Raw genomic sequence first — 25,822 nt, 5'->3', positions numbered from 1 at the left:
CTACAGCGGCGTGAGGTTCGCGTAGGCGGCCACCAGCCACTTGCTGCCGGCGCCTTCGAAGTTCACCTGCAGCCGCGTGTGCGCGCCGCTGCCTTCGGCGCTGATCACCACGCCTTCGCCGAAGCTGGGGTGGCTGACGCGCTGGCCGAGTTTCACCGGCAGCGCTTCCTCCAGCGACGGCGCGACCTCGTGCGGCCGGCCGGTGTACAGCGGGCGGGTGACGTGCACGCGCGGGCGCACCTCGTCGATCAGCTCGGCGGGCATTTCGCCGAGGAAGCGCGATGGCCGCGCCAGCATCTCGGTGCCGTGCATGCGGCGCGATTCGGCGTGGGTGACGATGAGTTTCTCGCGGGCGCGGGTGATGCCGACGTAGGCGAGCCGGCGTTCCTCTTCCAGCCGGCCTTCGTCGTCGACCGAGCGCTGGCTGGGGAACAGGCCTTCCTCCATGCCGACCAGGAACACCACCGGAAATTCCAGCCCCTTGGCCGAGTGCAGCGTCATCAGCTGCACGCAGTCATCCCACGCCTCGCCCTGGTTCTCGCCCGCTTCCAGGGTGGCATGCGACAGGAACGCGGAGAGTTCGCCGAGCCCCGCGTCGATGTCCTCGGCGGTGCGCTCAAAGCGGCTGGCCACGTTGATCAGCTCGTCCAGGTTCTCCACCCGCGACTCGGCGTTGCCGCGCGAATCTTTCTCATAGAAATCGCGCAGGCCGGTGTGGGTGATCGCGTGGTCGATCTGTTCGGCCAGGGTGAGCGCGTCCTTTTCGCCATTGGGCGTGGACGGCTGGAAAGCATGGGCCATGGCGTCGATCATGCCGAGGAACGCCTTCACCGCGTTCTTCGCGCGGCCGGCCAGCTCGCTGCCGCCGGCCAGTTCGCCGAGTGCCGCTTCCCACAGCGAGGTGTTCTCGCCGCGGGCGCGGCGGCGCAGCACGTCCAGCGTGCGCTCGCCGATGCCGCGCGGCGGCGTGTTCACCGCGCGCTCGAACGCGGTGTCGTCGTGGCGATTGGCGGTGAGCCGCAGGTAGGCCAGCGCGTCCTTGACTTCGGCGCGCTCGAAGAAGCGCTGGCCGCCGTAGACGCGGTAGCCGATGTTGCGCTGGGCCAGCTGCTCCTCGAAGTTGCGTGACTGCGCGTTGGAGCGGTACAGGATCGCGCAGTCCTTCGCCGAGCCCTGCTCGTCGATGTACTCGCGGATGCGCTCCACCACGAAGCGCGCCTCGTCCTGCTCGTTGTAGGCGGCGTACAGCGCGATGCGCTCGCCGTCGTCGCCGGCCGTCCACAACTGCTTGCCGAGGCGGCTGCCGTTGCGCTGGATCACGCTGTTGGCGGCCTTCAGGATAGTCGAGGTGGAGCGGTAGTTCTGTTCCAGCTTGATCGTGTGCGCGCCGGGGAAGTCGCGCAGGAACTGGGCCATGTTCTCGACCTTGGCGCCGCGCCAGCCGTAGATCGACTGGTCGTCGTCGCCGACCGCGAAGACTTTCCCGGTGGCGCCGGCGAGCACGCGGATCCACGCGTACTGCAGCGTGTTGGTGTCCTGGAATTCGTCGATCAGCAGGTGCCGCCAGCGCTGCTGGTAGTGCTCCAGCACGGCCGGATGCTTCAGCCACAGCTCGTGCGCGCGCAGCAGCAGCTCGCCGAAGTCGACCAGGCCGGCGCGGCGGCAGGCGTCCTCGTAGGCCTGGTAGATGCGCACGAAAGTGTGCGTGACCGGATGGTCGCGGTGCTCGATGCTGTCCGGCCGCTTGCCCTCGTCCTTCCACTGGTTGATCTGCCAGCAGGCCTGGCGCGGCGGATACTTCGCGTCGTCCAGGCCCAGTCCGGCGATCACGCGCTTGACCAGTCGCAGCTGGTCGTCGGCGTCGAGGATCTGGAACGCCTCCGGCAAGCCGGCCTCGCGCCAGTGTCGCCGCAGCAGCCGGTGCGCGATGCCGTGGAAGGTGCCGACGGTGAGGCCCTGGGTACCGCCGGGAATCAGCGCCTCCAGCCGCGCACGCATCTCGCCGGCGGCCTTGTTGGTGAAGGTGACGGCGAGGATCGCCCACGGCGGTACCCGCTCGGCCTGGGTCAGCCAGCCGATGCGGTGGGTGAGCACGCGGGTCTTGCCGGAGCCGGCGCCGGCCAGTACCAGGTAATGGCCGGGCGGGGCGCAGACGGCTTCGCGTTGGGCGGCGTTGAGCGGGTCGATCAGGTACGAGACATCCATCGCGCCCATTGTAGTGGGCGCCAACAAAAACCGCCGCGGCGGCGGCGGTTTTCGGGGTGGCAGCGGTGCGGCTCAGCGCTTCTGCAGGAAGCCGCCGACCGCCAGCAGCGCGCCGACCACGATGCCGGCGATGCCGATCCATTGCGGTACGCCCTTCTCGTGGGTGGCGGTGATCCTGGCCGAGCCGACCTGCAGCAGGGTGTCGGTATCCTGGTAGGAGGCATGGCCCGCCACCACCCAGATGCCGGCGGCGACGAGGATGATGCCAACAATGATCAGGCCTGCGCGCATGGTGTTCCCCGTGATGGATGTGGGGCGAGTATGCCCGGTGCCGCCGTGCATGGGATGTACAAGCCGCACGGATCGCGGGCAAAAAAAGCCCCGGAGGCTAGGGGGAGCCTCCGGGGCGGGGGCAGGCGCGAAGACCCAGGGGAGAGGTTCGCGCCTGTGGCGGCCCAGGGAGGTGGGCTCGCCGCGGATGCCGTTGCGTGCATCCGTGGAGTTAGTGCGTGATTTGCCGAAAAAGTTGCAGGGTTTCCGAAGAAATTCATAAGCGGTTCATGCTCATGAAACCTTAACGGCCAAGTCGTTGTTGCGTATGAAGGCGACCGTCGGCCGACGATCTCAATGCGCCTCGTCCCAGTTCGCACCCACGCCCACGTCGACCAGCAGCGGCACCGCCAGTTCCGCCGCGCCGGACATTCGCGCGACCACCGCCGTGCGCACCGTGTCGACCGCGTCGGCGCGCACCTCGAACACCAGTTCGTCGTGCACCTGCATCAGCATGTGGGCATCGTCGCGGTCTTTCAGCCACGCCGCCACGGCGATCATCGCGCGCTTGATGATGTCGGCGGCGCTGCCCTGCATCGGCGCGTTCACCGCGGCGCGTTCGGCGCCCTGGCGCAGTGCCTGGTTGCGCGCGTTGAGGTTCTCCAGGTACAGCCGGCGGCCGAAGATGGTCTCCACGTAGCCGTCGTGGTGGGCGCGTTCACGGGTCGCTTCCATGAACGCGTGCACGCCGGGGTAACGGGCGAAGTAGCGCGCCATGTAGTCGCCGGCCTCGGCGCGGTCCACGCCGAGCTGGCGCGCCAGGCCGAATGCGCTCATGCCGTACATCAGGCCGAAGTTGATCGCCTTGGCGGCGCGGCGCTGGTTGGCGCTGACCTCTTCCGGTTTCAGGCCGAACACCTCGGCGGCGGTGGCGCGGTGCACGTCGCCGCCCTCGCGGAAGGCCTTGAGCAGGCCCTCGTCGCCGGACAGGTGGGCCATGATGCGCAGCTCGATCTGTGAGTAATCCGCCGCCATCACCCGCCATCCCGGCGGCGCGATGAAGGCCTGGCGGATGCGCCGACCTTCCTCGGTGCGCACCGGGATGTTCTGCAGGTTCGGATCGGACGAAGAAATCCGCCCGGTGGCCACCGAACCCTGGTGGTAGCTGGTGTGCACGCGGCCGGTGCGCGGGTTGACGATGGCGGAGAGCTTGTCGGTGTACGTGCTGCGCAGCTTGGCCAGGCCGCGGTAGTCGAGGATCAGCCGCGGCAGTTCGTGGGTGTCGGCGATCGCTTCCAGCGCTTCCTCGTTGGTGGACGGCTGGCCGGTCGGCGTCTTCAGTTTCGCTTCGAGGTGCAGTTCGTCGAACAGCACCGCCTGCAGCTGCTTGGGCGAATCGAGGTTGAACTCGCGCCCGGCCAGCGCATACGACTGCTGCTGCAGTTCCAGCATGCGCCTGCCCAGCTGCTGGCTCTGCCGGCGCAGCTCGTCGCCGTCGATCAGCACGCCGCGGCGTTCCATCTCGGCCAGCACCGGCACCAGCGGGATCTCGATCTCCTCGTACACGCGGCGCAGCGCGGGCACGCTCTCCAGCTTCGGCCACAGCGCGTGGTGCAGGCGCAGGGTGACGTCGGCGTCCTCGGCGGCGTAGCGGCAGGCGGTGTCCAGCTCCACCTGCGAGAACGAGATCTGCCGGGCGCCCTTGCCGGCGACGTCCTCGTACTTCACCGTGTCGTAGCCGAGGTACTTCTTCGCCAGCGAGTCCATGTCGTGGCGCGTGGCGGTGGCGTTCCACACGTAGGATTCCAGCATCGAGTCGTGCTTCAGCCCCTGCACCGCGATGCCGTAATGCGACAGGATGTTGATGTCGTACTTCGCGTGCTGGCCCAGCTTGGGCCGCGTGGCGTCCTCGAAGATCGGTTTGAGCGCACGCAGCACGTCGTCGCGGTCGAGCTGCGGTGGCACGCCGGGATAGTCGTGGCCGAGCGGGAGGTAGCAGGCCCGGCCCAGCTCCACCGCGAAGCTCAGGCCCACGATGTCCGCGCGCATCGCATCGAGGCTGGTGGTCTCGGTGTCGAACGCGATCAGCTCGGCGCCGCGCAATTCTTCCAGCCAGGCGTCGAACCGTGCCTGCGTGGTGACCAGCTCGTATTCGCCGGGGCCGGAAAATTCCGTCTGCAGGAGCGCACCCTGTACGCGATGGCTCTGATGCTGTTCGGCGCGAAGAGCGTCGTGCACAGGGTGCGCTCCTGCAGGTTCCGCCGCGGAATCCAGCTCCTTCAGCGCCGCCTTGAACTCGTAGCGGGTGTACAGCTCGCGCAGCTGTTCGACGTCGGCCTCGCGCCGGGCCAGGTCGGTGGGGCCGAACTCCAGCGGTACGTCGGTCTTGATCGTCGCCAGCTGGCGCGACAGCGGCAGCTGCGGCAGCGTGGCGCGCAGGCTTTCGCCGATCTTGCCGCCGATGCGGTCGGCATGTGCGATTACGCCGTCCAGCGAGCCGTATTCGCCCAGCCACCTGGCGGCGGTCTTCGGGCCGCACTTGGGCACGCCGGGGATGTTGTCGATGGCGTCGCCGGTGAGTGCGAGGAAGTCGATGATCTGCGCCGGCATCACGCCGAATTTTTCCATCACGCCGGCGCTGTCCAGCACCGTGTTGCTCATGGTGTTGACCAAGGTGACGTGCGAACCGACCAGCTGGGCCATGTCCTTGTCGCTGGTGGAAACCTCCACTTCGATGCCCTGCGCCTGTGCCTGCAGGGCCAGCGTGCCGATCACGTCGTCGGCTTCGACCCCCCCCACGCGCAGGATCGGGAAACCCAGCGCGGCCACGATCGCCAGCATCGGCTCGACCTGGGAGCGCAGGTCGTCCGGCATCGGCGGGCGGTTCGCCTTGTACTGGGCGTACAGCGCGTCGCGGAAGGTGGGGCCCGGGGCATCGCTGACGAAGGCCAGGTAGTCCGGCTTCGCCTTCAGCGTGGCGCGCAGCATGTTGACCACGCCGAACAGCGCACCGGTGGCCTCGCCGCGGGCGTTGGAAAGCGGCGGCAGCGCGTGGAACGCGCGGTACAGGTAGGAGGAGCCGTCGATCAGGATGAGTTTGGGCATGCGGCATTCTCGCATGCACGGCGAAACGCCGCGCTTCACGAACGGCCGGCGAGGGCGCTGTTATGCTGCGTTCCCCGAACGAGGTTGCCGCCATGAAAACCGCTGCCTTGCTGGTTGCCGCCAGCGTCCTGTTCACGTCGAGCGCACTGGCGCAGTCCGCCCCATCGGCGAGCGTGCCGCCGCCGCCCGGGATCGACGACCCGGGCGTGCGGACCGTGGAGTCGCCGGCGCGACCACCCGCCAAGCCGGCGGCCGGACATCGCGCGACCCGTGCGGCGACGTCGCCGTCCGCCCAGTCGCTGAACCTGAAGCCGCAGACGCTGCCGGCGATGCACGACGAAGGCAGCGTGCAGGCTGGCCGGGACCAGGCGCCGCCGGAAGTACGGATCCGCCAGGAAGGCGACAACAGCATCCAGGAATACCGCCGCAACGGCCGCGTCTACATGGTGGTGATCACCCCCAAGAGCGGCATCGCGCAGACCTACATGGTCGATCCGCAGGGCCGGCTGGTCGACGAGCACGGCATGAAGCCGGTAGGGCCGGTGATGTACAAGGTGCTGGAGTGGGGCAAGAGCCGGCCGCCGGCGGAGGGTTCGAGCGGGACGCCTCCGGCCGACGGCGGCCACTGAGCCATCGCCGCGCGACCCCGGCCCCGTCTACGCCGGGTCGTCCAGTTCCGGATAGTGGCGGAAGATGCCGTTTTCGTTGAACGGCACCCGTCGCGGCGACGCCAGGTAGGCCGCCAGGCGTGGCCGCCCGGCCACCCGCTGTTTCAACGCCTGCAGCAGCGGCAGCTTGTGCGCGAGGCGTTGCATGGCGCGCGGGTACGCATATTCCAGCCCGCTGATCAGCTGGAACAGCGAAAGGTCGACGTAGGAGTGCCCATGCAGGGCATGCTCGCCGCCGCCGCGTTCCAGCACCTGCTCGAAATAGTCCAGGTATTTCGGCAGCCGTGTTTCGCGCAGGTCAGCCGCGCGACGGCGCGCCTCGACGCGCTGGTCCTCGTAGTACAGGCTGCTGGCGATCGGGTGATGCGAGTCGTGCACCTCGGCGACCAGGTCGGCGATGGTCAGCTGCAGCTGGTGGGCGTACAGCCGCCGACTCTCGCTTTCCGGCACCAGGCCGAGCGGCGGGCCAAGATACTGCAGGATGTTTGCGGTCTGCGCGATCAGCAGGCGGCCGGCCTTGAGGAACGGCGGCGCGAACGGCAGCGCACCCTCGTGCACGCCGTCGAGGTAGCGCACGATGGCGTCGTCGCCCTCCTCGCGGGCCACATCGACGTAGCTGGCGCCGGCGTCTTCCAGCGCCAGCCGCACGAACTCGCCGCGGCCCTGGATGCCGGTCCAGTAGTAGAGCTCGTAGCGCATGGCCGTTTCCCCGGACTGGATCCGATGCTGGCACGCACGACTTCTACGGGGCGTGTAGGAGTCCGCTCGTGGGCGATGCCCTGAAAGCCGGGATCCGCAAAAGCAACGGCATCGCCCGCGGGCGGGCTCCTGCATTGGGGGCGCGCGATATCAGTGGCGGAAGTGGCGCATGCCGGTGAACACCATCGCCATGCCGTGCTCGTCAGCGGCGGCGATCACCTCGGCGTCGCGCATCGAGCCGCCGGGCTGGATCACCGCGCTGATGCCCGCCGCGGCGGCGGCGTCGATGCCGTCGCGGAACGGGAAGAACGCGTCGCTGGCCATCACCGAGCCGCGCACGTCGAGCTTCTCGTCGGCGGCCTTGATGCCGGCGATCTTCGCGCTGTAGACGCGGCTCATCTGGCCGGCGCCGATGCCGATGGTCTGGCGATCCTTCGCGTAGACGATCGCGTTGGACTTGACGAATTTGGCCACCTTCCAGGCGAAGATCAGGTCGTGGATCTGCGCCTCGGTGGGCGCCTTGCGGGTGACGACCTTCAGGTCCGCCGCGGCGATCATGCCGGTGTCGGCGCTCTGCAGCAGCAGGCCCGAACCCACGCGCTTGGAGTGCATGCCGGGGTGGGCGGTGCGCAGGTCGCCGTCGGCCGGCAGCGGGATCGCCAGCACGCGCACGTTGCCCTTCTTGTGGAACGCCTTCAGCGCGTCGTCCGCGTAGGCCGGCGCCAGCACCACCTCGACGAACTGGCGCTCGACGATCGCTTTCGCGGTGGCACCGTCCACCTCGCGGTTGAACGCGATGATGCCGCCGAAGGCGGAGGTGGGATCGGTCTGGAAGGCGAGCTCATACGCCTTGCCGATGCCGTCCATGCTCACCGCCACGCCGCAGGGGTTGGCGTGCTTGACGATCACGCAGGCCGGCTTGACGAAGCTGCGCACGCACTCCCATGCCGCATCGGCATCGGCGATGTTGTTGAACGACAGCTCCTTGCCCTGCAGCTGGCGGAAGGTGGCCAGCGTGCCCGGCGCCGGATACAGGTCGCGATAGAACGCGGCCTGCTGGTGCGGGTTCTCGCCGTAGCGCAGGTCTAGCAGCTTCACGAAGCGGCCGTTGACCTGGCCGGGGAACGCGGCATGGCCGGCGATGGCGTCCTGCGCATCGTTGAGTTCCAACCCGGACAGGTAGTCGCTGATCGCGCCGTCGTAGCTGGACACGTTGTTGAATGCGGCCACCGCCAGCTTGAAGCGGGTGGCGCGGGTGAGGCCGCCCTGGCTTTCGATCTCGGCCAGGGCGTTCTCGTACTGATCCGGCGAGGTCAGCACGCCCACATCGTTCCAGTTCTTCGCCGCCGAGCGCAGCATCGCCGGGCCACCGATGTCGATGTTCTCGATCGCCTGCTCCAGCGTGCAATCGGGCATGGCCACGGTCGCCTCGAACGGGTACAGGTTCAGCACCAGCAGATCGATCGGCACGATGCCGAGTCCGGCCATCACCTGGTCGTCGGTGCCGCGGCGGCCGAGCAGGCCGCCATGCACCTTCGGGTGCAGCGTCTTCACGCGGCCGTCCATGATCTCGGGAAAACCGGTGAGGTCGCTGACCTCGGTGACCGCGATGCCGGCTTCGCGCAACGCCTTCGCGCTGCCGCCGGTGGAAAGCAGCTCGATGCCCTTCGCGGCGAGGCGTCGGCCCAGCTCGATCAGCCCGGTCTTGTCGGAGACACTGAGCAGGGCGCGACGAACCGGGACGAGCTGGGGGGCGGACATGAGCGGGTTACCAGGAGGGGAAAGCCGCTCATTATAGCCGTCCGGATGATGGGCGGCTTCGGGCGGGTTACAACAGGCCGTGCGCAGCCAGCTTCTTGCGCAAGGTGGCGCGGTTGATGCCGAGCGCGCCGGCGGCGCGGCTCTGGTTGCCGTCGTGGAACGCCAGCACCTCGCGCAGCAGCGGCACTTCGACTTCGTGCAGCACCAGCGCGTGCAGTCCTTCGGCGCATTCGGTGTCGCCGATGTCGGCAAGGTAGCGGCGCACCATGCGGGTGACGCATTCGCTCAGCGCACTCTGCCCCTGAAGGCTGGCGCCAGGCGAACCCGTGCCCTGCAACGAGGCCTGTTTCGCGGCCTCGGCAGCAGGCAGTCTTACGGCATTCACGGACATTTTCCCTCACGTGCGAAGCGGCGACTGCATCGGTCGCTGCTCATGGTTATGGCTGGTCTTGCGCGTCGCGGCGTCTATCGCATGCCGTCGGACATGTCGGCGCGAGGGGTCGAGTCTACCCGCGCGAGCCGACAATTTTAAGTACCGCAGGCGCCATTATTCGAAACCGATCTCGAACGCCACCGCGTTGTCGCCCGGATCTTCCACCTCCAGCAGCAGCACGGCGCTGCCGCCGGGCGCCAGGCCTTGGCGCAGGACCGCGTCGTCGTCCAGGTACTCCGCCGGCTGCAACCGGCGCATCGCGATGCGCTGGCCCTGGGCATTCGACAAGGTGATCGCCAGCACCGGCCAGGGCTGGGCGAAGCCGGCGTCGTTGCGCACGCTGGCGCTGATCATCAGCGCGCCGGCGACGCTGGGATGGGCCTGCACGTTGCTGGCCAGCAGGCGCAACTGCTGCGGCGCGGCGACCAGCGGCAGTTCGCAGCCGAGCATGGCACAGCTGCCGCGCAGCCAATGGTTCACGAGCGGCTGGCGGATCAGTTCGTCGCGCTCGGCCCAGGCCAGCTGGACGGCCAGCAGCAGGGTGAGCAACAGGCATGCCATGATCCACGGCCAGTGTCGCTCGCCGGACGAGCGCGGCTGCCGCCGGTTGCGTCGGGCTGCCCGTTCGTGCTGGTGCGTGCGCAGCTCGCGGGCGAAACGCGGGGCGAAGACCAGTTGCGAAAAATCCCCGACGGGCGGCCGCGGTGCGGCGGCCACGACCATCTCGTCGGCGACGACTGCCGGCGGGCCAGGGCGCGGGCGATAGACCACCAGGTCGAGCCGTGGCGGCTGCAGCGCGGGCTGGTTGAGCGGCAGCTCGACAAAGGGCTCCGGCGGGAGCTGCTCGGCGAGTGTGGCGAGACTGTCGAAGCCGGCTTCGCAGTGCCCGCACACGACGTGGCCGTGCGCCTGCGCCAGCGTCTGCGCGTCGAGCGAAAACACGGACAGGCATTCGGGACACTGGGTATACATGCGGGCCGTTGCGGATCGATACGCGGCAAGCTTAGCAGGGTGGTCGCGGCGGCTTCAGGGCCTGCCTGAAGTCGCCGCGACCCCGGCGCGGGAGCCGGCGCGCGCGCTCAGCCGCGGCGCCGACCGCTGATGCGCACCCAGTCCCCGCGCGTGTCCACGTGCAGTTCGTCGAACCACTCGGCATAGCGCGCCAGCAGTTCGTCCTGCTGGCCGGCGAGGATGCCGGAGATGGCGAACGGTGCGCCGGGCTTCGCGGCGGCAGCGAAGCGGGGCGCCAATGTGCCGAGCGGGCCGGCGAGGATGTTGGCGATGAACACGTCCGCGGCCTCGACCACGTGATCCTCTGGCAGGAACAGCGCGAGGCGCTCGGCCACGCCGTTGCGCTCGGCGTTGTCGCGTGAGGCGATGAGCGCCTGCGGGTCGTTGTCGACGCCGACCGCACTGGCCGCGCCGAGCTTCAGCGCGGCGATCGCCAGTATGCCGGAGCCGCAGCCGTAGTCGGTGAGGGTCTTGCCGGCGAGGTCCAGGCCGTCCAGCCATTCCAGGCACAGCGCGGTGGTCGGGTGGGTGCCGCTGCCGAAAGCCAGGCCCGGGTCGAGCCGCACGACGACGCGCTCGTCATCGATGGGTGGCTCGATGTTCCACGGATAGATCCACAGCCGCCGGCCGAACGGCATCGGCTTGAACTGGTCCATCCACGCGCGCTCCCAGTCCTGGTCGGCGACCTCGGCGAAGTTCAGCTGGTCGGGTTCGAGCCACGGCAGCAGTTCGCCCAGCGCGGCGGCGAGGCCGCGCCGGTCGACGTGTTCGTCGAACAGCGCGTTCAGCGTGATCGTCGGCCACAGCGGCAGCTCGCCCACGCCGGGCTCGAAGATCGCTTGCTCGTCCGGCGTCTCCGCGTCGGCGTCGCGCAGCGTGATCGACAGCGCGCCGAGGTCGTCCAGCGCTTCTTCCGCGCGGGGCTGCTGTTCGGTGCGAACGACCAGGGAGAGTTCGAGGAATGGCATGAGGCGTATTCGATAGGCCGTGGGAGCGCACTCTGTGCGCGATCGAAGAGCATCGCGCAAAGGGTGCGCTCCCACAGAGAGGTCAGGTGCCGGCGGCGGCTTTCTCTTTCTGCTCGGCCATCCGCTTTTCGAGGTAGTGGATGTTCTGCCCGCCGTGCTGGAAGCCGACGTCGGCCATGATCCGCTGCTGCAGCGGGATGTTGCACTTGACGCCCTCGATCACCGTCTCGGCCAGTGCCAGGCGCATGCGCGCGATCGCGGTGTCGCGGTCGGGGCCGTGCACGATCAGCTTGCCGATCATCGAGTCGTAGTTCGGCGGGATGCGGTAGCCGTCGTAGAGATGCGTGTCCACCCGCACGCCGGGGCCGCCGGGCGCCTCGAAGCGCTTCACCGTGCCGGGGCTGGGCAGGAACGTGTCCGGATCCTCGGCGTTGATGCGGCACTCGATCGCGTGGCCGGTGATCTTGATGTCCTCCTGGCGGATCGACAGCTTCTCGCCGCCGGCGATCAAGAGCTGCTCGCGCACCAGATCCACGCCGGTGATGAACTCGGTCACCGGGTGCTCGACCTGGATGCGGGTGTTCATCTCGATGAAGTAGAAGCGGCCGTTCTCGAACAGGAACTCGAAGGTGCCGGCGCCGCGGTAGCCGATGCGCAGGCAGGCGTCGACGCAGACCTTGCCGATCGCCGCGCGCTGCTCGGGCGTGATGCCCGGCGCCGGCGCTTCTTCCACCACCTTCTGGTGACGGCGCTGCATCGAGCAGTCGCGCTCGCCCAGGTGGATCGCGTTGCCCTGGCCGTCGGCCAGTACCTGGACCTCCACGTGGCGCGGATTCTCCAGGAATTTCTCCATGTACACTTGGTCGTTGCCGAAGGCCGCCTTGGCCTCCTGCTTGGTCATCACGATGGAATTGCCCAGATGGGCCTCGGTGCGCACCACGCGCATGCCGCGGCCGCCGCCGCCGCCGGCGGCCTTGATGATCACCGGGTAGCCGATCTCGCGGGCGATCTTGATGTTGGCGTCGACGTCCTCGCCGAGCGGGCCGCCGGAGCCGGGTACGCACGGCACGCCGGCCGCCTTCATCGCGCGGATCGCCTCGACCTTGTCGCCCATCAGGCGAATCACCTCGGCGGTCGGGCCGATGAAGACGAAGCCGGACTGCTCGACCTGTTCGGCGAAGTCGGCGCGCTCGGATAGGAAGCCGTAGCCAGGGTGGATCGCCTGGGCGTCGGTGATCTCGGCCGCCGCGATGATCCGCGGAATGTTGAGGTAGCTGTCGACTGACGGCCCGGGGCCGATGCAGATCGACTCGTCGGCGAGGCCGACGTGCTTCAGGTTGCGGTCCACGGTGGAGTGCACCGCCACGGTCTTGATGCCCAGACTGTGGCAGGCGCGCAATACGCGCAGCGCGATTTCGCCGCGGTTGGCGATGACGACCTTCTCGAGCATCCGGGCGGCCTCAGGCAATCACGAACATGGGTTCGTCGAATTCCACCGGCTGGCCGTTCTCGACCAGGATCGCCTGCACGGTGCCGGCCACGTCGGCCTCGATCTGGTTGAACATCTTCATCGCTTCGATGATGCCCAGCGTCTCGCCGGCCTTGACCTGCTGGCCGACCTTGACGAAGGCCGGCGTGCCGGGGGTGGCCGAGGCGTAGAAGGTGCCGACCATCGGCGCCTTCACCACGTGGCCGGCGGGCAGCGCGTTCGCCGGCGGAGCCTCGGCTGCGGCCGCGGCAGCGGCGACCGGGGCGGCGGCCACCGCGATCGGCGCGACGGTCGGTGCGGCGGCGACCGGCGCGGCATTCTTCGGCACGCGCGACAGGCGCACGACCTCCTCACCCTCCTTGATTTCCAGTTCGGCGAGGTTGGATTCCTCGAGCAAGTCGATCAGCTTCTTGATTTTGCGCAAATCCATCGGATCAGCCTTTGGTCAGTCAGGCCACCGCTGCGGTGGCCGGGAGTGAATGGGGTGGGCCGTGCGGCCGGGTTCGGTCAGGGGGCGGGGCTTGCCTGCAGCCGCTGCAACGCCGCGTCCAGTGCCAGCCGGTAGCTGTCGCCGCCGAAGCCGCAAATCACACCGAGTGCGATGTCGGACAGGTAGGAGTGGTGGCGAAACGGCTCGCGGGCGAACACGTTCGACAGGTGCAGCTCGATGAACGGCATCGCCGCCGCGGCGAACGCGTCGCGCAAGGCGATGCTGGTGTGGGTGAACGCGCCGGCATTGCACAGGACGATCGCGGTGCCGTCGTCGCGGCCCTGATGGATGCGCCCGACCAGCTCGTGCTCGGCGTTGGACTGGAACCAGGCCAGCTCGTGCCCGGCCGCGCGCGCACGCTCGGCCAGCTGCTGGTTGATCTCGGCCAGTGTCTCGCGGCCGTAGATGTGCGGCTCGCGTGCACCCAGCAGGTTGAGGTTGGGTCCGTGCAGGACCAGGATTTTCGCCACGGCATCGTCCGGCCAGCGTCCGGAGCTCCCGGAACCCGGCGCAGTGTGCGCGCAGTCGGGAATCTTGTCCAGTTCGCTGCAGATCGACGATGTTTGGCGGAGAAGCGCCGGGTTTCCATCCGTGAGCGTATGTCAACGCCCGGTGGATGCCGGTGCCAGCCAATGCGCCAGCTGCGCCGCCGACAGCGGGCCGGCATGGGTGGCCAAGATGCGCCCATCGGTGTCGATCAATACGCTATATGGCAGCACCTGCTGCGTATTGCCGAGTTTCAGCGACGTGCTTGGCGGGCCCATGTCGCCGATCAAGATCGGGTAATCCACCGCATGTGCGGCCAAAAAGGCGCGAACGTGCGCCGGCTCATCCATCGCGATTCCAATCACGATCGCCTCCTGTTCGCCGAACTTGGCCTGGGCCTCGGCCAGCGCCGGCATCTCGCGCAGGCAGGGCGCGCACCAGCTGGCCCAGAAATTGAGCAGCAGGCGGTGCCCGCGGTAATCGTCCAGCCGATGCGGTTTGCCGTCGAGGTCGGGCAGCACCAGCGGCGGCAACGGCTGGCCGAGCAGAGTCGGCGGCGTCCCGGCAGGCCGCTGGCGGTGTTGCAGGTAGCCGCCCAGTGCGGCGAGCAGCACGGCCAGACCGAGGATCAGCCAGTTGCCGCGACCGAGCATCAGTGCGCCGCTTCGGTCAGCGCCCGCTCGACCAGCGAGCGGGTCAGCACGGTGGAGAGTCGCCTGCCGGGGCCGCCGTCTTTCGGGAACACCACGTACAGCGGCACGCCGGGCGAGTGGTATTGCTGCAGGAACGCGCTGATGGTCGGGTTGACGTCGGTCCAGTCGCCCTTCATGTAGACCGCGCCGGTGCGCTGGAGCAGGTCGCGGAACGCCTGCGTGCCCAGTACCGCGTGCTCGTTCGCCTTGCAGGTGACGCACCAGTCGGCGGTCATGTCGACGAATACCGGGGTGCCGGCTGCGCGCAATTCGGCGAGTTTCTGCGGGCTGTAGGCGACTACGCCGTCCTCCGCTGTGGCCGTGCTCGACGGCGGCGGCACGTGGGCGAGCAGGTACATCGGCACCAGGGTGGCGACTGCCAGCACCGCCACGGCGATCTTGCTGGCCGCCCCGCGCGAGCGGCTGCGCTCGAACCACCACAGCGTCATCGCCAGCAGCACCATCGCCACCAGCACCAGGCCGACCGCGTCGGCGCCGCGCTGGTTGGCCAGCACCCACACCAGCCAGGCGGCGGTGAGGTACATCGGGAAGGCCAGCACCTGCTTCAGCGTTTCCATCCAGCGGCCGGGCTTCGGCAGCAGGCGCGCCAATGCGGGCACGAAGCCGACCGCCAGGAACGGCAGCGCCAGCCCTACGCCCAGCATCAGGAACACCAGCAGCGCCGACAGCATCGGCGCGGCGAACGCATACGCCAGCGCGCTGCCCATGAACGGCGCGGTGCACGGGCTCGCCACCACCACCGCCAGCACGCCGGTGAAGAAGTCGCCGGCCGGGCCGGAGCGCGACGCCAGTGCCGCGCCGGTATTGCCCAGCGAGGCGCCGAACTGCACCACGCCGGACATCGACAGGCCCACCGCCAGCATCACGCAGGCCAACGCGCCGACCAGCAGCGGCTGCTGCAGCTGCGAGCCCCAGCCCAGCGCGTGGCCGGCCGCGCGCAGGGCGAGGATGCCCAGCCCCAGCGCGGCAAAGCTGCACAGCACGCCGGCGGTGTAGAACAGCGCGTGCCGGCGCGCGGTGGCACGGTTCCCGCCGCTCTCCAGTACGCTGACCGCCTTGATCGACAGCACCGGCAGCACGCACGGCATCAGGTTCAGCACCAGGCCGCCGCCGAGCGCCAGCAGCAGTGCGGCGAGCAGGCTGACCTGCAGCGGGCCGTCGGCAAGATCGCCTGGCGGGCGTTCCGGCGCTGCCACCGCGGTGGCCGGCGCACCGCCGTTCAGGTCGATCTGCACTGCGCGCGTCATCAGCGGATAGCACAGGCCGCCGTCCTGGCAGCCCTGGAAGCTCGCCTGCAGCGCGAGCTGCTTGCGGCCGGCCAAGTGGTCGCCTTCCAGCGTCACCGGCAGCTCGACCTGGTCGAAGTACACGGTGACGTCGCCGTAGTGTTCGTCATGATGCGCAGTGCCGGCCGGCCAGGCGGGCTTCAGCGCGAGGCCGGCGGCGTCGGCGAGCTTCAGCGTGGTCTGGTCGCGGTACAGGTAGTAGCCCTTCGGCATCGTCCAGCGCAGCAACAGCTGTTTGGGACCTTGCGCCAGCGCCGCGAAGCGGAACGCCTGCTCGGCCGGCAGCGGCGCGCCGGTCGTGGCTGCGCCCGCATGGCTGCCGAGCCGGTCGAGTGCTGCGCCCAATGCGCTGCCGGCAGCCGGCGTGGCCGCAGCGCCGGCAGCGGTGGGTAGCGGCAGGTCAAGGGGCTCGGTATGCGGCGGGTAGCAGATCTTCGGATCGACCTCGTGGCAGCCCTGGTACTGCACGCTCAGGGTGAGCCGCGTGGTGCCGGCGGCGACGGTGTACGGGATGCTGGCGTCGACGCCGTGGTGATAGGTCTCCACGTCGCCGAGGTATTCGTCGTGGTGCTTCTCGCCGTCCGGCAGCTGCGCCTCGCCGAGGGTGACGCCGTCGCCGCCCTTGAACTTCATGCGGCCGCGGTAGAGGTAGTAGTCCGGCGCGATGGTCCAGTGCAGCTTCAGCATGCCAGGCGTGGCGGCGTCGGCGCTCAGCTTGTACGCCTCGGTCACCGGCAGCAGGTTGTCCGTGTCCTGTGCCGGCGCGGGCGCGGCGCACAGCAGGCCCAGCAGCAAGGCCAGTGCGGGCAGGTGGGCGGTCAGACGACCGGTGATCAGACGCATCGCGATTCCAGGGGCGCAGCAGCGAGAAGGCCATTATGGACCATGCCGCCGCCCACCCCTCGTTGCGGCCTTATGTCTCCTCGGCGGCCAGTGATGGCGGCGTGCGGCGCGTGCGCACCAGCCCGGTGGTGAGTGCCGTGCCCAGCAGGATCACCGCGCAGCCGCCAAGCATGCGGGCGCTCACCGGCTCGTGGAGCAGCAGGGCGCCCCACAGCACGCCGAACGCCGGGATCAGGTAGGGGATCACCATGATCCGCGTCGCGCCGACCCGCGCCAGCACCCAGAAGAACAGCACGTAGGCCAGCGCGGTGCACAGCACGGCCAGCCCTGCGGCCGCCAGCCATGCCTGCAGCGGTGGGGCCTTCGCCGGCCACGCCAGCAGCGTCGTCGGCAGCAGCAGGAGCGCGGCGACCATGTGGCTGCCGACCGTCACCACCAGCGGCGTCACGCCGGCCAGGCGCAGGTGGGTGTAATGCACCGCATAGCCATACAGCACGGTGGCGGCGACGCAGGCGAGCAGCGCCATGCCCGCACCGGGCCCCAGCGCGAGGCTGCCCTCGGCCAGCCAGACCACGCCGGCGAAGCCGATCGCCAGTCCGGCGCCGCGCCAGGCGTCCAGTCGCTGGCCCAGCCAGAGCCAGCCGATCAGGGCGGCGAACATCGGCGTCATGCCGTCGATGATCGAGGCCAGCCCCGCCGGCAGGCTGCGCGTGGCGAAGGTGAACAGCACGAACGGCAGCGCTGAGTTGGTCAGCCCGACCACGGCGATGGGTTTCCAGTGCGCGCGCCATTCGGCGAGCCGCGCGCGCGAGGCCAGCAGCGGCAGGAAGCACAACGCCGCGCCGACCGCGCGCAAGCCGGCTAGCGGCAGGGCGCCGAAGGCGCCGGCGCCCATCCGCATGAACAGGAACGAGCCGCCCCACAGGGCGCCCAGCGAGAGCAGCACGGCATAGTCGATCTTCTTCATCTCGGGGGGAGCGGCAGGGGCGGGGATGTCCAGTCTGCCCAGGCGCCACTGACAAGGGCTGTCAGCAGTCTTGCGGCGCCTCGCCGGTCGCAGCGCGCACCCAGTCCAGATAGGCCGCGTGGCCGCGCTGCACCGGCACCGCGACCAGCTCGGGCAACTCGTACGGGTGCAGTTCGAGCAGCCGCGCCTTCAGCGCGTCGAAGCGCGCGGCGGTGGTCTTGATCAGCAGCAGCTCCTCGCCCTCGGTGGCCACGCGGCCCTGCCAGCGATAGGTCGAGACGACCCCGGGCAGGCGGTTCACGCAGGCGGCCAGCCGTTCGTCCACCAACGCTCCGGCGATCGCCTGCGCGCTGGCCGTGTCGGGGCAGGCGCAATAGCAGAGCAGGACGGCGCTGGGCGCTGCAGGCCGGGTCATCCGTCAAGCCTACCCCGGTTGCAGGTCGATTTCGCCGATCACTCTTGAAAGTCGCAGCCGCCCGCCCAATTAGCTTATCCATCCCGGGTCACGCAGCTCTTGCAGCGGCGTCGTAGACACGTAAAATTGGCACTCATTCACTCCGAGTGCTAACAAGATCGCAGGCCCGGATCTTGAAAGACTTGCCCATCAACCACTTGTAACAGCTGGAGTCATCCATGAGCACACTGCGTCCGTTGCACGACCGCGTCATCGTCAAGCGTCTCGAAGAAGAGCGCGTCTCCGCCGGCGGCATCGTCATCCCCGACAGCGCCACCGAGAAGCCGACCCGCGGCAAGGTCGTCGCTGCCGGCACCGGCCTGATCATGAGCGACGGCAAGGTGCGCCCGATGTCGCTGAAGGCCGGCGACGTGGTGCTGTTCGGCAAGTACGCTGGGCAGGAAATCAAGATCGACGGCGAAGAGCTGGTCTTCCTGAAGGAAGACGACATCGTGGCGGTGATCGAGGGCTGACGCCTTTGGCCGGGCCGGGTCGAGCGCGTTGAAGCGCGCACACCGTACGGTTCGGTGATCCGCTGCAAAACCCCTTTACTTATTTCAAAATTTTTCAAGGAAAAATTTTATGGCCGCTAAAGAAGTCCGCTTCGGCGAAGACGCCCGCTCGCGCATCCTCAAGGGCGTGAACACGCTCGCCAATGCCGTCAAGGTCACGCTCGGCCCGAAGGGCCGCAACGTCGTGCTCGAGAAGAGCTTCGGCGCCCCCACGATCACCAAGGACGGCGTGTCCGTCGCCAAGGAGATCGAGCTGGCCGACAAGTACGAGAACCTCGGCGCGCAGATCGTCAAGGAAGCCGCCTCCAAGACCTCCGACGTCGCCGGTGACGGCACCACCACCGCCACCGTGCTGGCGCAGGCGTTCATCCAGGAAGGCCTCAAGGCGGTCGCCGCCGGCATGAACCCGATGGATCTGAAGCGCGGCATCGACAAGGCGGTGATCGCCGCCGTCGGCGAGCTGAAGAAGCTGTCCAACCCCACCGCGAACGACAAGGAAATCGCCCAGGTCGGCACCATCTCGGCGAACTCCGACACCAACATCGGCGACATCATCGCCACCGCGATGAAGAAGGTCGGCAAGGAAGGCGTGATCACGGTCGAGGAAGGCTCGGGTCTGGAGAACGAGCTGGACGTGGTCGAGGGCATGCAGTTCGACCGCGGCTACCTGTCGCCGTACTTCATCAACAACCAGCAGAGCCAGCAGGTCGAGCTGGACGACCCGTACATCCTGATCCACGACAAGAAGGTCTCCAACGTCCGCGAGCTGCTGCCGGTGCTGGAAGCCGTCGCCAAGGCCGGCAAGCCGCTGCTGATCGTCGCCGAGGAAGTGGAAGGCGAGGCGCTGGCCACGCTGGTGGTCAACACCATCCGCGGCATCGTCAAAGTCGCCGCCGTCAAGGCGCCGGGCTTCGGTGACCGCCGCAAGGCCATTCTCGAAGACATCGCCATCCTCACCAACGGCCAGGTCGTGTCCGAGGAAGTCGGCCTGTCGCTGGAGAAGACCACCATCGGCGACCTGGGTCGCGCCAAGCGCATCGTGATCACCAAGGAAAACACCACCATCATCGACGGCGCCGGCGAGGCGGAGAAGATCCAGTCGCGCATCAAGCAGATCAAGGCGCAGATCGAGGAGACCTCCTCCGACTACGACCGCGAAAAGCTGCAGGAGCGCGTGGCCAAGCTGGCCGGCGGCGTGGCGGTGATCAAGGTCGGTGCCGCCACCGAAGTCGAGATGAAGGAAAAGAAGGCGCGCGTCGAAGACGCCCTGCACGCGACCCGTGCGGCAGTCGAGGAAGGTGTGGTCCCCGGCGGCGGCGTCGCGCTGATCCGCGCGCTGAGGGCGGTCGAAGGTCTGAAGGGCGACAACACCGACCAGAACCTCGGCATCGCGATCACCCGCCGCGCGCTGGAAGCGCCGCTGCGCGCGATCGTCGCCAACGCCGGCGAAGAGCCGTCCGTGGTGCTCAACAAGGTCAAGGAAGGCAAGGGCAACTTCGGCTATAACGCCGCCACCGGCGAGTTCGGCGACATGGTCGAGATGGGCATCCTGGATCCGACCAAGGTGACCCGCACGGCCCTGCAGCATGCCGCGTCGGTCGCCGGCCTGGCGATCACCACCGAGGCGATCGTCGCCGAGCTGCCGAAGAAGGAAGAGCACAACCACGGCGCCGGCGGCATGGGCGGCGGCATGGGTGGCATGGGCGGCATGGATTTCTGATCCGGCCGCAGCCGTTCGCCCTGAGCGTAGCCGCGCAGCGGCCAAGTCGAAGGGCACGCGACACGAAAAACCCCGCCGAGGCGGGGTTTTTCTTTTGCCTTGCCGGCATGGACGAGATGCCGTACCGATGGCAGTGGGCTCAGTGGCCGTGGGCGTTCGCGTTGCCGCTGGCGCCGACGTTGCCGCTGGCGTTGACGCCCTTCACTGCGTCGCCGACCGAGCCGGCGGCGCGGTCGGTGGACTGGATCGCCGTATGCGCGGCGTCGCGCACGTCGCCACCCACGCCCTGGCCCATCTCGCCGGCCTTGCCGGCGGTGGCGGCGGTGTCGAGGCCGGCGCCGGCCTCGACGTTGGCGTTGGCATCGGCATGCGAGTCGTCGGCACCCGCTCCGATCGTGCCGTTGGCATTCGCGTCGGCGTCGGCGTGGTCGTCGGTGCTCGAGCGGCTCGTGTCGACGGCCTTGCGGGTGTGGCGCTTCAGGCGGGAGTCGGTGCGCTGTAGGCGCCGTTCGGTCTGCGCGGTGGTCTGGCCGACGGCGTGCAGGGCGCTCGGCGCCGCGGCGCCGACGTGGGCGCTGGCACCGACCTGAGCGGCGCCGCCGAGATGGGCCTGGGCGAAGGCGGATGCGGTGAATACGCTGGCACCGATGACGAGGACGGAAAGCATGGTCTTGCGCATGGGATGAGCCTCCACGATAGGGGAAAGGCCGCCGGGCACGCCCCTGCACGCTGCTCCGCGGGCACGTCGAACCTAGGCGTCGCTGGCAGACTGTCGTCTGAACACGGGGTCGCGGTCTTCAGCTGCCGGACAGTTCGCTGAACGGCAATCCCGACGCCAGCGCCGGGTTCCGCGCGTCACCGGACGGCAGCGGATGACGGCCCCGGCGCGGCGTCGCCATGGGCAAGGGCGCCGGTCGCCGCCGGCGCCGCCGGCCGCGGCAACAGGCTGTCCAGTTTGTCCTTCATGCGCAGCTGGTCGATGCTGGCCATGGCCTGGTCGAGTTGCTGCTGCGCGTCGCCCTCGGCCAGCGGCGGCGCACCGGGGGCCTCGGTGAGCGCGGCCAGCTGCGGGCCGACCAGTTCGGTCAGCGCGAAGTACGGATCGTCGTGGATGCCGACGTGCGCCAGCAGCTTGCCGGGCAGCAGCCATGACGCCGTGTCGGTGGTGCGGCGCTTGCCCGGGTGCTTCGGGTCGACCAGCAGCCACACGCCGGCCTGGCCCAGCATGTCGCCGCCGTCGACGAAGCCGGCGATCTGGTAGCTGTTGCTCAGCGCGGGCAGGTGGTCGCCATAGAACAGCACCACGCTGGGCCGCTGGCGCTGGGCCAGCAGCTTCACCAGCCGGCCGAGTTCGGCGTCGGCGTGCTTCAGGTGGTAGAGGTAGGTCTGCAGCTCCAGCTTGTCGCGGCCTTCGATGCCCTCGGGCACCGGGATCGCGTCGCGTTCGGCGATGCGGGCCGGCTCGACGTCGTACGGGCCGTGCGCCTCGATGCTGATGGCGAAGATGAACTGCGGTGGGCCGTCGTCCTTCAGCTGGGCCATGATCTCGTCGGTCATCGCGCTGTCGGCCATGTACTTGCCGTCGTTCGCCGCGGTGGGCGGGAACGACGACTGCGACACGAAGCGGTCGAAGCCGATCGCCTTGAACGCGGCGGTGCGGTTCCAGAACGCCGGGTCGTTGCCGTGCAGGGCCAGCGTCGAGTAGCCATGCCGGCTCAGCGTGCGCACCAGCCCCGGCAGCGCCTTGTGGCTCATCTGCAGGTAGGGGAACTGCAGGTTGTCGAAGTAGCGCAGCGACAACCCGGTGAGAAACTCGAACTCGGTGCGGATGGTGCCGCCGCCGAAGGTGGGCACGTGCAGCTTGCCGCTGCTGCCGTGTGCGGCGAGCCGGCGCAGGTTCGGCGCGAAGTTGCTGTGCTCGTAGCCGCGCATGATGCTCGGGTCGAAAAACGACTCGCTCTGCACCACCACGATGTCGGGCAGCTCGCCAGCGGCGCCCGGCGCCTGCATCGACTGCAGCAGGGCCGGCGTGGACTGCTCGATCAGCCGGGCCGCCTCGGCGCGGTCGGGCTTGTGCTCGCCCTTGCCGTATTCGAGATGGAACAGCATCAGCGCACTGACCAGGCCGGAATGGGTGGTGGTGGAGATCGTCGACCACGGTTCCAGCCACAGTGTCTTCGCGTTGTAGACCTTCGCCCAGGCGGGTAGGCCGACCAGCATGCTGGCCAGCGCCAGCGCCTGCACGCTGCCGCCGAGCAGGCGCGCGCCGCGCGTGCGGCGCGCGAACAGCGGTGGCTCCAGCCGCCACGCGGCGACGATCAGCGCCACCGCGGCGAGCAGGCCCAGGTACGGCCACGGGCTGTGCGGCAGGTAGCCGGACAGGATGTGCATGCCGCCCTTGTGCAACTGGCCGACGATGCGGAAATCGTCCGGCAGCAGCGGCGTGCCTAGGTTCGCCACCTTCAGCACGTTCACCGCGTACAGCAGTCCCTGCAGCAGGAACGCGAGCGCGAACGACAGCAGCGCGCGGCGGCTGATCGCCAGCAGCAGGCCGGCCAGCAGCAGGCCCGGCCAGGCGTTGGCCAGCGGATAGCGCGCCTGGTCGAACAGGCGCAGCGGGGTCACCCCGATGCCGCCGTCCAGCAGCCCGGTCAGCAGCACGAAGGCCAGCGCCAGCAACAACAGCAACCCGACGCGGGGAACGACGACGCGCCAGTGTGCGAGTGGGTGGGCGGAGTTCAAGGGCATGGCAGTGCCGCGTTTGCTGTCATGGTCTGGACGGGTCAATGTAATGGCATTCGCATGAACAGCGGGTAGGTGCCGGTGGTCCGTCGGCGTGGTCCCGGCAGGCGCCCGGCATGCGGCACAATGGCAGGATGAGCCATCCCGAATCCGCCGCGCTGCAGGCGCTGATCGACGACCGCTACGGCGACCTGGCTGCCCGCTGCCGCGCCGCCGGGGTGCCGCTGCATGACGATGCCGGCGTGGCCGAGCGGATCCGGCGCACCCTGCTGGCCAGCGATTTCGCGTTCGACGTGTGGTGCCGCCAGCCGCAGCTGCTGGCGCCGGCCGGGCTGGAGCGGCTGCGCTCGGGCAGCGATGCCAGCGCGCGCAGCGACGCCCTGAAGCTGCCGGCGGACGAGGCCGCCTGCATGACCGTGCTGCGCCGCTTCCGCCATGCCGAGGCGCTGCGGCTGGTGTTTCGCGACGTCAACGCCCTGGACGAATTGCCGGAAACGCTGTCGGCCACCAGCGTGCTGTACGAGGTGCTGCTGGCGCTGGCGCTGGGCTGGTCCGAACGCGCGCTGGCCGCGCGCTACGGCGCCAGTCGCGACCACGACGGCGCGCTGCAGCGGCTGCTGGTGATCGGCTTCGGCAAGCTCGGCGGCAGCGAGCTGAACTTCTCCTCCGACATCGACCTGGTGTTGGCCTACCCGCAGGGTGGCCACAGCGACGGCGCACGCGCGCTGGACAACAGCGAGTACTTCGTGCGGCTCGGGCGCCAGCTGGTGCGCCTGCTGAACGAGCCGACCATGGACGGCATCTGCGCACGGGTCGACCTGCGCCTGCGCCCGTTCGGCAACGCCGGGCGGCTGGCGCTGTCGTTTGCCGCGATGGAGCAGTACTACCAGAACGAGGGCCGCGACTGGGAACGCTACGCCTGGATCAAGGCGCGCCCGGTGGCCGGCGACCGCGTCGCCGGCAAGCAGCTGCAGGAGCTGCTGCGCCCGTTCGTCTACCGCAAATACCTCGACTACACCGCGTTCGCCGGACTGCGCGAGATGAAGGCGCTGATCGACGCCGAGGTGGCGCGCAAGGACCTGGCCGACAACCTCAAGCTCGGCGCCGGCGGCATCCGCGAGATCGAGTTCATCGTGCAGCTGACCCAGCTGATCCGCGGCGGCCGCGAGCCCAGCTTGCGCGTACGCGGCCTGCTCGGCGCGCTGACTGCGTGCGAGGCGCGCGGCCACATCGGCGCGGCGCGCGCGCGCATGCTGCGCGAGGCGTACGTGCTGTTGCGCCGGGTCGAGAACCGCGTGCAGATGCTGCGCGACGCGCAGACCCACGACATCCCCGCCGACGCGCTGAGCCGCGAACGCATCGCGTTGAGCCTGGACTATCCCGACTGGGACAGCCTGCATGCGGCGCTGGCGAAACAGCGCGCCAGCGTCAGCGAGGAATTCGCCGCCGTGCTGATGCCGCAGGGCGGCCGCGCCGCCCGCGTGCCGGCCGCCGACCTGGTGCTGTGGCAGCGCGCCTGCGACGAATCGCTGGAGGCCGCCACGCTGGAAGCCTCCGGCTTTGCGCCCGGCGCCGAGCTGGCCGATGCCCTGCTGAAATTGCCGCAGGCCGCGGCGGTGCGCGCGATGTCGCCGCGCTCGCGCGAGCGGCTCGACCACCTGATGCCGCAGCTGTTCGACGCCGCACGCGCCACCACCGCACCGGTGCCCAGCCTGCTGCGGTTGTGCCGGCTGATGCAGGCGGTGGCGCGGCGCTCGTCCTATCTCGCGCTGCTGGAAGAGCAGCCGCCGGCACGCCGCCGGCTGGTGCGGCTGTTCGCCGACAGCGCGTTCCTGGCCGAGCGCGTGATCGCGCAGCCGCTGCTGCTGGACGACGTGCTCGATCCGCGCATCGACCAATTGCCGCTCAAGCGCGCCGACATCACCGCCGAGATCGCGCGCGTGCTGGGCACGCTGGAGGAGCGCGAGGCCGAGGCGGAGCTGGAGCGGATCAACGAGTTCAAGGCGTCCACCGCGTTCCGCCTCGGGCTGGCCTTCAACGACGGCCGCGCCGACGCGGTGGCCACCGCGCGCCGGCTGGCCGCGCTGGCCGAGTCGGTGGTCGGCGCGGTGCTGGCGCTGGCCGAGCGCGAGCTGGTGGTGCAACACGGTCGCCTGCCCGGTGAAGGTTCGGGTTTTTCCGTGCTGGGCTACGGCAGCCTCGGCGGCGAGGAGCTGGGCTTCGCCTCCGACCTGGATCTGGTGTTCGTGTACGACGGTCGCCGCGCGCACGCGCTGAGCGACGGTGCGCGGCCGATCGAGGGCTCGCGCTGGTACCAGCGACTGGCCCAGCGGGTGATGAACTGGCTCACCGTGCTGACCCGCGGCGGGCGCCTGTACGAAGTCGACACCCGCTTGCGCCCGGACGGCTCCAAGGGCCTGCTGGTCAGCAGCCTCGACGCGTTCATGGCCTACCAGCAGAGCCGCGCGTGGACGTGGGAGCACCAGGCGCTGCTGCGTGCGCGGCCGGTGGCCGGCGACGGCGTAATCAACGTCGAGCTGGCCGGGGTGCGCCGCGCGATCCTGGCGGTGCCACGCGAGCGCGCCACCGTGCTGGCCGAGGTCGCCAGCATGCGGGCGCGCTGGCGCGCCGAGCGCGACCGTTCCGACGAGCGCCGGTTCGACCTCAAGCAGGGCCACGGCGGCCTGCTCGACATCGAGTTCGCGCTGCAGGGACTGGTGCTGGCGCACGCGGCCGCGCAGCCGGCCCTGCTCGGCGTCACCGCGAATGCCGGGCTGATCGAGGCCTGCCGCGTCGCCGGGCTGCTCGACAACGACCAGGCGGCGGTCCTCGGCGTGGCCCATGCCGACCTGCTGCGCCGCGCGCTGACCTGCACGCTCGACCTGCGCTCGCGCATCGCGCCGCGCGATGCCGAGCTGGCGCAGTTGTGCGCCAGCGTGCGCGAGGTCACCGATGCGCTGGGCTTTGCGTTCGGCTGAATCGCGGACGCTTCATGGACGC

At 69.3% G+C, this 25,822-nt stretch carries 21 protein-coding genes; 4 read left to right on the top strand and 17 right to left on the bottom strand.

Annotated elements, in window-relative coordinates:
* The 3 genes from uvrD to polA all read right to left on the bottom strand — a co-directional run bounded on the left by uvrD (position 1) and on the right by polA (position 5,580).
* A complete protein-coding gene (gene uvrD, locus RHOOR92_RS0103330; protein ID WP_007514118.1) occupies positions 1-2,205 on the bottom strand; it encodes a DNA helicase II in 2,205 nt (734 codons plus the stop codon).
* Positions 2,206-2,277: 72 nt separating this feature from the next.
* Positions 2,278-2,496 (bottom strand): hypothetical protein, encoded by a 219-nt coding sequence (locus RHOOR92_RS0103325; protein ID WP_007514121.1) that lies wholly within the window; start codon positions 2,494-2,496, stop codon positions 2,278-2,280.
* Between the two features lie 333 nt (positions 2,497-2,829).
* A complete protein-coding gene (gene polA, locus RHOOR92_RS0103320; RefSeq protein WP_007514124.1) occupies positions 2,830-5,580 on the bottom strand; it encodes a DNA polymerase I in 2,751 nt (916 codons plus the stop codon).
* 92 nt (positions 5,581-5,672) lie between these two features.
* Here polA and RHOOR92_RS19830 point away from each other — a divergent pair, with 92 nt between their 5' ends.
* Positions 5,673-6,209, top strand: coding sequence for a DUF2782 domain-containing protein (locus RHOOR92_RS19830; RefSeq protein ID WP_015446606.1), 537 nt, complete (start codon positions 5,673-5,675; stop codon positions 6,207-6,209).
* A 27-nt stretch (positions 6,210-6,236) separates the two neighbouring features.
* On the opposite strand, the gene RHOOR92_RS0103310 is transcribed toward RHOOR92_RS19830, so the two are convergent.
* The 12 genes from RHOOR92_RS0103310 to cutA all read right to left on the bottom strand — a co-directional run bounded on the left by RHOOR92_RS0103310 (position 6,237) and on the right by cutA (position 17,809).
* The gene (locus RHOOR92_RS0103310) at positions 6,237-6,947 is read right to left on the bottom strand and encodes a glutathione S-transferase (RefSeq protein ID WP_007514129.1); all 711 of its coding nucleotides are present in this window, start codon (positions 6,945-6,947) and stop codon (positions 6,237-6,239) included.
* Positions 6,948-7,097: 150 nt separating this feature from the next.
* Positions 7,098-8,708 (bottom strand): bifunctional phosphoribosylaminoimidazolecarboxamide formyltransferase/IMP cyclohydrolase, encoded by a 1,611-nt coding sequence (gene purH / locus RHOOR92_RS0103305; protein ID WP_007514131.1) that lies wholly within the window; start codon positions 8,706-8,708, stop codon positions 7,098-7,100.
* A 67-nt stretch (positions 8,709-8,775) separates the two neighbouring features.
* Positions 8,776-9,093, bottom strand: a complete 318-nt coding sequence (locus tag RHOOR92_RS19905) for a helix-turn-helix domain-containing protein (protein ID WP_231378311.1) — start codon at positions 9,091-9,093, stop codon at positions 8,776-8,778.
* Between the two features lie 162 nt (positions 9,094-9,255).
* Positions 9,256-10,113, bottom strand: coding sequence for a zinc-ribbon and DUF3426 domain-containing protein (locus RHOOR92_RS0103295; protein ID WP_027489577.1), 858 nt, complete (start codon positions 10,111-10,113; stop codon positions 9,256-9,258).
* Positions 10,114-10,220: 107 nt separating this feature from the next.
* Positions 10,221-11,120, bottom strand: coding sequence for a 50S ribosomal protein L11 methyltransferase (prmA, locus tag RHOOR92_RS0103290; protein WP_027489576.1), 900 nt, complete (start codon positions 11,118-11,120; stop codon positions 10,221-10,223).
* 82 nt (positions 11,121-11,202) lie between these two features.
* On the bottom strand, positions 11,203-12,570 hold the full coding sequence (gene accC / locus RHOOR92_RS0103285; protein WP_007514140.1) for an acetyl-CoA carboxylase biotin carboxylase subunit: 1,368 nt from the start codon (positions 12,568-12,570) through the stop codon (positions 11,203-11,205).
* A 10-nt stretch (positions 12,571-12,580) separates the two neighbouring features.
* Positions 12,581-13,039 carry an acetyl-CoA carboxylase biotin carboxyl carrier protein gene (accB, locus tag RHOOR92_RS0103280; RefSeq protein ID WP_015446611.1) on the bottom strand — a complete coding sequence of 153 codons (459 nt, stop codon included), beginning with the start codon at positions 13,037-13,039 and terminating at the stop codon, positions 12,581-12,583.
* Positions 13,040-13,116: 77 nt separating this feature from the next.
* Positions 13,117-13,569 (bottom strand): type II 3-dehydroquinate dehydratase, encoded by a 453-nt coding sequence (aroQ, locus tag RHOOR92_RS0103275; RefSeq protein ID WP_007514145.1) that lies wholly within the window; start codon positions 13,567-13,569, stop codon positions 13,117-13,119.
* Positions 13,570-13,701: 132 nt separating this feature from the next.
* A complete protein-coding gene (locus RHOOR92_RS0103270; RefSeq protein ID WP_015446612.1) occupies positions 13,702-14,238 on the bottom strand; it encodes a TlpA disulfide reductase family protein in 537 nt (178 codons plus the stop codon).
* Positions 14,238-16,427, bottom strand: coding sequence for a protein-disulfide reductase DsbD (locus RHOOR92_RS0103265; RefSeq protein WP_027489575.1), 2,190 nt, complete (start codon positions 16,425-16,427; stop codon positions 14,238-14,240). Before RHOOR92_RS0103265 ends, RHOOR92_RS0103270 begins: the two co-directional genes overlap by 1 nt.
* Positions 16,428-16,497: 70 nt before the next feature.
* Complete coding sequence (locus tag RHOOR92_RS0103260) at positions 16,498-17,394, bottom strand: DMT family transporter (RefSeq protein WP_027489574.1); 897 nt, start codon at positions 17,392-17,394, stop codon at positions 16,498-16,500.
* Between the two features lie 61 nt (positions 17,395-17,455).
* Positions 17,456-17,809, bottom strand: a complete 354-nt coding sequence (gene cutA / locus RHOOR92_RS0103255; protein WP_027489573.1) for a divalent-cation tolerance protein CutA — start codon at positions 17,807-17,809, stop codon at positions 17,456-17,458.
* A gap of 218 nt (positions 17,810-18,027) precedes the next feature.
* On the opposite strand from cutA, the gene RHOOR92_RS0103250 reads away from it, so the two are divergent.
* Positions 18,028-18,321 (top strand): co-chaperone GroES, encoded by a 294-nt coding sequence (locus RHOOR92_RS0103250; RefSeq protein WP_007514157.1) that lies wholly within the window; start codon positions 18,028-18,030, stop codon positions 18,319-18,321.
* Between the two features lie 109 nt (positions 18,322-18,430).
* Positions 18,431-20,080: a chaperonin GroEL gene (groL, locus tag RHOOR92_RS0103245; RefSeq protein ID WP_007514159.1), complete on the top strand. Its 1,650-nt coding sequence runs from the start codon at positions 18,431-18,433 to the stop codon at positions 20,078-20,080.
* Positions 20,081-20,219: 139 nt separating this feature from the next.
* Here the strand turns inward: groL and RHOOR92_RS0103240 are convergent, their stop codons facing one another.
* Together RHOOR92_RS0103240 and RHOOR92_RS0103235 are read right to left on the bottom strand one after the other, a co-directional pair.
* Positions 20,220-20,759 (bottom strand): hypothetical protein, encoded by a 540-nt coding sequence (locus tag RHOOR92_RS0103240; RefSeq protein WP_027489572.1) that lies wholly within the window; start codon positions 20,757-20,759, stop codon positions 20,220-20,222.
* A 176-nt stretch (positions 20,760-20,935) separates the two neighbouring features.
* Positions 20,936-22,828, bottom strand: coding sequence for an LTA synthase family protein (locus RHOOR92_RS0103235; protein ID WP_027489571.1), 1,893 nt, complete (start codon positions 22,826-22,828; stop codon positions 20,936-20,938).
* 128 nt (positions 22,829-22,956) lie between these two features.
* On the opposite strand from RHOOR92_RS0103235, the gene glnE reads away from it, so the two are divergent.
* Positions 22,957-25,800 carry a bifunctional [glutamate--ammonia ligase]-adenylyl-L-tyrosine phosphorylase/[glutamate--ammonia-ligase] adenylyltransferase gene (gene glnE / locus RHOOR92_RS0103230; RefSeq protein ID WP_037114829.1) on the top strand — a complete coding sequence of 948 codons (2,844 nt, stop codon included), beginning with the start codon at positions 22,957-22,959 and terminating at the stop codon, positions 25,798-25,800.
* The last annotated feature ends 22 nt before the right edge of the window (positions 25,801-25,822 follow it).

It is taken from the genome of Rhodanobacter sp. OR92, assembly GCF_000427545.1.
GTDB classification, from domain to species: Bacteria; Pseudomonadota; Gammaproteobacteria; order Xanthomonadales; family Rhodanobacteraceae; genus Rhodanobacter; species Rhodanobacter denitrificans.
This window is presented reverse-complemented; position numbering and strand designations above follow the sequence as displayed.

Coding starts and splice junctions, on each gene's coding strand:
- prmA (WP_027489576.1), bottom strand. CDS start 11,120: ATGCCATTCCTCGAACTCTCCCTGGTCGTTCGCACCGAACAGCAGCCC.
- accB (WP_015446611.1), bottom strand. CDS start 13,039: ATGGATTTGCGCAAAATCAAGAAGCTGATCGACTTGCTCGAGGAATCC.
- RHOOR92_RS0103295 (WP_027489577.1), bottom strand. CDS start 10,113: ATGTATACCCAGTGTCCCGAATGCCTGTCCGTGTTTTCGCTCGACGCG.
- RHOOR92_RS0103310 (WP_007514129.1), bottom strand. CDS start 6,947: ATGCGCTACGAGCTCTACTACTGGACCGGCATCCAGGGCCGCGGCGAG.
- RHOOR92_RS0103325 (WP_007514121.1), bottom strand. CDS start 2,496: ATGCGCGCAGGCCTGATCATTGTTGGCATCATCCTCGTCGCCGCCGGC.
- accC (WP_007514140.1), bottom strand. CDS start 12,570: ATGCTCGAGAAGGTCGTCATCGCCAACCGCGGCGAAATCGCGCTGCGC.
- RHOOR92_RS0103235 (WP_027489571.1), bottom strand. CDS start 22,828: ATGCCCTTGAACTCCGCCCACCCACTCGCACACTGGCGCGTCGTCGTT.
- groL (WP_007514159.1), top strand. CDS start 18,431: ATGGCCGCTAAAGAAGTCCGCTTCGGCGAAGACGCCCGCTCGCGCATC.
- RHOOR92_RS19830 (WP_015446606.1), top strand. CDS start 5,673: ATGAAAACCGCTGCCTTGCTGGTTGCCGCCAGCGTCCTGTTCACGTCG.
- glnE (WP_037114829.1), top strand. CDS start 22,957: ATGAGCCATCCCGAATCCGCCGCGCTGCAGGCGCTGATCGACGACCGC.
- cutA (WP_027489573.1), bottom strand. CDS start 17,809: ATGACCCGGCCTGCAGCGCCCAGCGCCGTCCTGCTCTGCTATTGCGCC.
- uvrD (WP_007514118.1), bottom strand. CDS start 2,205: ATGGATGTCTCGTACCTGATCGACCCGCTCAACGCCGCCCAACGCGAA.
- RHOOR92_RS0103240 (WP_027489572.1), bottom strand. CDS start 20,759: ATGCGCAAGACCATGCTTTCCGTCCTCGTCATCGGTGCCAGCGTATTC.
- RHOOR92_RS0103270 (WP_015446612.1), bottom strand. CDS start 14,238: ATGCTCGGTCGCGGCAACTGGCTGATCCTCGGTCTGGCCGTGCTGCTC.
- RHOOR92_RS0103250 (WP_007514157.1), top strand. CDS start 18,028: ATGAGCACACTGCGTCCGTTGCACGACCGCGTCATCGTCAAGCGTCTC.
- RHOOR92_RS0103260 (WP_027489574.1), bottom strand. CDS start 17,394: ATGAAGAAGATCGACTATGCCGTGCTGCTCTCGCTGGGCGCCCTGTGG.
- RHOOR92_RS0103265 (WP_027489575.1), bottom strand. CDS start 16,427: ATGCGTCTGATCACCGGTCGTCTGACCGCCCACCTGCCCGCACTGGCC.
- polA (WP_007514124.1), bottom strand. CDS start 5,580: ATGCCCAAACTCATCCTGATCGACGGCTCCTCCTACCTGTACCGCGCG.
- purH (WP_007514131.1), bottom strand. CDS start 8,708: ATGTCCGCCCCCCAGCTCGTCCCGGTTCGTCGCGCCCTGCTCAGTGTC.